The organism is Megasphaera cerevisiae DSM 20462 (assembly GCF_001045675.1).
Lineage (GTDB): Bacteria > Bacillota > Negativicutes > Veillonellales > Megasphaeraceae > Megasphaera > Megasphaera cerevisiae.
This window is the reverse complement of the sequence record NZ_LEKT01000088.1, coordinates 1-4,858: the sequence shown is the minus strand read 5'-3', so window position 1 is coordinate 4,858 and position 4,858 is coordinate 1. Positions and strand designations below refer to the sequence as shown.

At 41.8% G+C, this 4,858-nt stretch carries 5 protein-coding genes; all 5 read left to right on the top strand.

Annotated elements, in window-relative coordinates:
• Positions 1-1,689: TonB-dependent receptor plug domain-containing protein (locus tag AB840_RS18110; RefSeq protein WP_152669419.1), on the top strand; the 1,689-nt coding region annotated here is incomplete at its 5' end.
• A complete protein-coding gene (locus AB840_RS18105) occupies positions 1,613-2,392 on the top strand; it encodes a TonB-dependent receptor (RefSeq protein ID WP_143742757.1) in 780 nt (259 codons plus the stop codon). The genes AB840_RS18110 and AB840_RS18105, both read left to right, overlap by 77 nt.
• 1 nt (position 2,393) lies before the next feature.
• Positions 2,394-3,365, top strand: coding sequence for an IS3 family transposase (locus tag AB840_RS16890; RefSeq protein ID WP_143742756.1), 972 nt, complete (start codon positions 2,394-2,396; stop codon positions 3,363-3,365).
• 9 nt (positions 3,366-3,374) lie between these two features.
• Positions 3,375-3,812 (top strand): IS3 family transposase, encoded by a 438-nt coding sequence (locus tag AB840_RS16885; RefSeq protein ID WP_143742755.1) that lies wholly within the window; start codon positions 3,375-3,377, stop codon positions 3,810-3,812.
• Positions 3,813-4,490: 678 nt separating this feature from the next.
• Positions 4,491-4,858: threonine ammonia-lyase (locus AB840_RS14760; protein ID WP_152669418.1), on the top strand; the 368-nt coding region annotated here is incomplete at its 3' end.

Genomic DNA, 4,858 nt, shown 5'->3' with positions numbered 1-4,858 from the left:
GACCGGACCTATGGCGGTGGAAGTGAAAATCTTTGGTATGAAAAATTTAAGCCGTCGCTGCGATATTACGGTGACGTGAAGAACAGCGGCGTCAGCGGTGCCTACGGATTTAATCCAGATCATAAAATAAATTTTAGCTTTAACAGGGAACGGGAAGATGTAGAGCGGCGCAATAAGTCAGCGTTGGGTATCGGCGGCATTTTTGAACCCATGCAGGTCTTCAATCAGAATATGAAGCGGGATACCTATTCTTTCTCATACAAGGGACGGGGCGGCAATACAGATTGGACCATCGATTTCAGTCATGGCAAGTCTAAGCAAGACGATGTTACCATATTGGATTATGGACAGAGTAGTCAATATCGTGGTCGTAAAGCATTGGCCAGTGTAGATTGGCTGGAGCATGAACGAACTGATATCAATGTGGGCATGAATACGGCTATTAATGATAAACACTTATTGAGTTATGGTTTTGGGCATACGCAGGAATGGGCAACTGGATTCCGTCTGAAAAATACGCCGAAAACGCATATAGCAACGATTAATCCCTGGGAGTATGATAAATCTTTATTTGTACGAAACAATACCGCAAGTGAGAATGATGAGCCACGTTCGTATGTTCATAATTTTAAACTGATTCGTAATGGCAACGGATTTATGTGGGATAAAAATAAAAAATTTTATGGTGATAAAACGCCTGTTTTTACTTATCAAGATGCTAAGAATATGGATCCCGAACTAAATACGGCTTTTACTACCTATGGCAGCCCTATTTCTGAAGAATTAAAAGAAAAGTATGGTGATCTCATCAATCGATTTATCGCATTTAATAATGAGTTGAAACAATTGAATGATATGGATAAAATAGGTAAGGAATTACTCAAAAATGGTACATTGCTTCTGCCAAGTCAGGTTACTAAAGTAAAAAATGCTTCGGCTCTAGCATATTATGGGTTATTGCAAAATGGGCGGTATGATCAAATAAAGGAGATTAAATACAATGACGCCTATTATGGACAAGGATATGATGAACGATCGAATCAAGTTTCGATAGGCGAGGCAGAAATCAATAAGACTTATGCCTATGTGCAGGATACATGGCAAGTCAATGATCAGACGACGGTCACGCCGTCCCTGCGTCTCGATCACAGCGATCTCTTCGGCAGTCAGGTCACAGGGAACGTAGGACTTCTGCATAATGTCCATGGCAATCCCAAACGACGTTTCAAGGCTAATATCGGTACGGGCTATGCCGAACCGGGTATGGGAGAGCTCTATTACAATTGGGAAATGTTTGGCGCCGCTGGCAGTCATTTGGGCTGGTACTGGATTGGCAAGCCCAATCTGAAGCCGGAAAAATCCCTCAATTTTGATGTGTCCCTGGAAGGGGAAAGCAACAAGACCTTTGCCAAGGTCAGCCTGTTTCACAATGAGATCAAGGATTACCTGACGAGCTACTTTACGGGGCAATTGATTGATTTTGGATATGGGGACATTTACTCCGGTTATGACGCTGCCAGCTATCATCCCATGCCAGATCGGATCTACAGCTTCCGCAATATCGGTAAGGCTAAGATCACGGGACTGGAAGCAGAGGTACAGCAGAAATTCAATGATCACTGGTCGGGCAAGCTGGGCTATACGCTGCTCCATGCAGTTAATGCCAGCGACAGTGATATGTCCCCATAAATTACTGGATCGTCCGACCCATAAGGTAGACATTGGACTGAACTATAAAAACACCCAAGGGGATTTTCGCGGCGCTCTCTGGGGCAGCTGTTATATCCACATGCTGGACAGTAACTCTGTATCGACGGAAAGTCTCTTTGACAAAGATGAAGACGGCAATTATATCCGCAAAGAAGGAAAATATCAGGAAAAGACCTTTGGCGTCTGGAATGTCCTCTTCGAAAAGGATTTCGGAAAAGATCTAACGGCCTACGTAGGCGTTGATAATATTTTTGATCACCGTGACGATGACCGGGCCTTTCAGGATCGGGTGTACCGCCTTGGCGTCAATGTAAAACTGGCCGATTTGGGCGAAGCCTTGTCTCAGCCCTTCCACATACGAAAGGACGCGAAGGGCAATCCCATCATCACCAACATCTATGGCGGCGACGGGTTCCTGAGCCGGCCCGTCGACCTATCGGAACAGCGCAAATCCGGCGACGTCCGCTTCTTCGGCGATTACCGCGTTCGCAGTAACATGTTTAAAGGAGAAAATAAAGCAGTCATGCGAGAAACGAAGGAAACCCATGCCGATGCGGATGCGGCGAAGAATCATGCTGATCTGTCCGGTCACGGTCTGGAACAGCGCCTGCGCATCGGTGCCGATTACCAGATTGCCGATGGCCTGAACCTGCAGGTCGTCGGATCCACAGCGAAACTATAATGTGGCGAAAAAGCGCGGTCTTCACGATCTGTACCTGGAACAGGCCGAATTGACAAAGAATACCAAAAAATGGGACTGGTCTGTAGGCCGTATTTCGGAGCCTATGGGCGTGACGGGTTACTGGTTTGGCAAGGAATACAATGGTGTCTGCGTCGTCTACACGGATCAAAAAACACAGGTCAGCCTGGGCTATGGTGATTTCAGCCAGACTACAGATATTACAGATAGTGCCTATAATCATAAAGAACGGACCATGATCTACCGAGCGCCGACTTTGGCAGAACTAATGGGGCTAATGACAGGAAAAATTGATGGGTATACTAATTACAAGGGAATTTATCCCGGACTTTCCTATGATCCTAATGGACAGTATAATTATCGGGAAAAATTCAATCATGCGCAAACGCCGGAAGAAAAGATTGCTGTCATGAAAGAATTTTTAAAAATTGTAAAGACAATAAATGATACGGCAATAAAAGAATATCCGGGATATGCTGGGTTTTGGTATTCGGATCCGAAAGAGGCGGTAGATATGAGTGTAGTTGCTTGTGTGCATAATGCACTCCCCCGTGCTTTAGATATAGTAGTAAAAACGACGGGCAGTGATGATAAAAAAGATCTAAAAAGTATTTATACATTTTATCACTGGTTGAGATATCCCAAAAATAATCGTGAAATTGAAAATGAATCAATAGCCACAGAAATAAGAAACATCCACGAGCAACATCCTGATATGGGATACCGCCGTATCCGTGACGAATTGGACAGATATGAAGAAATACATGTAAATGATAAAAAGGTTCTTCGTATCTGCAGAAAATATGATATTAAATCCAACATGAAATGGAAACCCAAAAGCTGTACAAGAGGAGAACGAAATCTTGATCACATAGCAAAAAACTATCAGCATCGTGAGTTTGATGCTGATAAACCGAATGAGAAATGGCTGACTGATGTTTCAGAGTTTAAATAGTATGTAGGAATAGAAGTACACAAGGTATACCTAAGTGCCATCTTGGATTTATATGATCGAAGAATAGTTACCTTTAAAATCAGTGATCATCATGATAATCCATTAGTTATAAACACTTTTGATGAAGCTGTTCGTTTAGAGCCTGATGCACATCCGTTGTTTCACTTTGATGGTGGATATCAATATACAAGTGCACAATTCTATACAAGACTAAAAAACCATCGAATGAAACAAAGTATGTCCAGAGTTGCCCACAATGGTCCGATGGAAGGCTTCTGGGGGATTGTAAAGCGCGAAATGTATTATGGCCAGCACTTGGCAGACAGGAATATATTAGTAACTGCAATAACGAATTATATCAATTACTACAACAATCAAAGATTACAGAGAAAGCTGAATGTAATGACACCAATGGAATTTCATCATCAGTATACAAAAGCAGCATAAAATATCGCCAGCCATAACATGGCTGACGATACAAAAATTTATTATTTATTGTCTTCTTGACAGGTAGCACACCATAGCACACCACCTCATTTTGTTACAGCCCCTTTTTATGTGATAAATTATAAATGAAATATACTATATAAATAAAGATGGAAAAATTTTGGCGACTTAATTTTAGCAAAAGACGGGATCCATGTATTTATTTAATTTTGCAAAAAAAATAGTATACGTTATCAATGGGGTTGATGTTATCTTAGTACATATAAATGAAGTACTTAATTTAATAATGTATCTTATCTGAACATAAATTAGTACGCATCATGCCCTAGATTTAGGTTGAAGTCTAAACTACTTTTTTACAGATCAGCACTGAAAATACGAATCATATATATTTAAAAGTCATTTATATATTGAATAGTGTGCCTATGCCGAATACATGCTTCTCATACATCGATATATTTTTTTTAGAAACCATAACTTATAAATATATATTAAGATATTATTGAAAATATATATTAAAATATTAATAATATTTGAAAAATAAAATAATATTGTGAAAATATGATATCTATTGACAGTGGACAAATAAAGATATATAGTAAAGATATGGAAATATGGGAATGACTCAAATGGGTCGCTCAGAAAACCGGATTATCCTTTACTAATTCGGTCAGTGATTTGGCAGGCTGCAATGTCTATTTGGAACTGGAAAATCTGCAGCGGACGGGATCGTTCAAACTGCGCGGCGCGTACAATAAAGTGGCCGCGCTTACTCCGGAAGAACGGAACAAAGGTGTCATTGCCGCCTCTGCCGGAAATCATGCCCAGGGCGTCGCTCTGGCTGCCAGCGTCTACGGCTGTCAGTCCACCATCTGCATGCCCAGGCATGCGCCGCTTACCAAAGTTGCCGCGACACGGGGCTACGGGGCTAATGTAGTTCTGCACGGAGATTTCTTTGACGAGGCCGCTGCCAAAGCCGTAGCCTTGACAAAGGAACATGGCTATACCTTTGTTCATCCGTTCAATGATCCCCTCGTCATTGCCGG